Here is a 1038-nt window from a genome sequence, read left to right as displayed (position 1 = left end):
ACTAACTCCTCCGCTAAGCCTAGCTCTTTTGCCAGAGAGGCGCTGATTTGTTCGCCGCAAAGAATCATGCGTTTGGCCCATCCTTCGCCAACAAGCGCGGTGAGATTTTGTGTGCCACCAGCGCAAGGAAGCAGCCCAACTTTCGCTTCTGGCAGCGCGAGTATGGCATGCTCTTCGACCACTCGAATATCACACGCCAACGCCACTTCTAGCCCACCACCCATGGCATAACCATTAATGGCAGCAATCGATACACCTCGAAACTCGGAGAGGGTTTCAAACGCTTCACCAAAGCAGCGTGCCATCTCTAACGCGCGTGCTTTGTCACCATCAGCAAACAACTTGAGATCCGCACCTGCCGAGAAAAACTTGTCACCACTGCCAGTAATGACCAAGGCATAAACGTCTTTATTTTGGTTAAGCGTGCACACCAACACTTTTAAAGCGTGAAGGCTATCTGCCGTCCACGTGTTCGCGGGGGGATTATTCATCGTAATCACTGCGACGTGATTTTGAATGGTGTGCTCAATGGCTTGTGGCGTTGATGGCATAATGTGACTTCCCCTTTTGATGGCGTAGACCCGATAGCTTGTTAGAGCAACGCTGACGTTTCTGAGAGCAGACGACGCGCAATGATCAGACGCATGATTTCATTAGTTCCCTCAAGAATTTGATGTACGCGAACGTCACGGAAATAACGCTCCATGGGGTACTCTTTTATGTACCCGTAACCGCCGTAGATCTGCAACGCTTGGTCGCAAATTTGAAAACCGACGTCGGTTGCAAAGCGTTTCGCCATCGCGCAGTACGTCGTCGCATCGGGATCGCCTCGATCGAGTTTGCTGGCGGCATAACGCACCAATTGCCGTGCTGCGACAAGCTCCGTCGCCATGTCCGCTAACTTGAATTGCAGCGCCTGAAATTGCGCTAACGATTTTCCGAACTGTTTTCGCTCCAGCATATATTGCGTAGCTTGATTCAGAGCTTGTTGCGCCGTACCAACGGAGCACGTCGCGATATTAATGCGCCCGCCGTCCA

Annotated in this window: 2 protein-coding genes; both read right to left on the bottom strand. The window is 51.6% G+C overall.

Going from position 1 to position 1038, the window contains the following annotated elements; all coding sequences use genetic code 11:
• The coding region (locus R7Q38_RS24850) for an enoyl-CoA hydratase (RefSeq protein ID WP_318114735.1) at positions 1-551 on the bottom strand (551 nt) is incomplete at its 3' end.
• Between the two features lie 41 nt (positions 552-592).
• A partial coding sequence (locus tag R7Q38_RS24845) for an acyl-CoA dehydrogenase family protein (RefSeq protein WP_318114734.1) occupies positions 593-1038 on the bottom strand: 446 nt, incomplete at its 5' end.

This window comes from Vibrio sp. Vb0598 (assembly GCF_033338935.1).
GTDB classification, from domain to species: Bacteria; Pseudomonadota; Gammaproteobacteria; order Enterobacterales; family Vibrionaceae; genus Vibrio; species Vibrio alginolyticus.
Note: the sequence above shows the minus strand (reverse complement) of the source record. Positions and strands in the feature narration are given on the sequence as shown.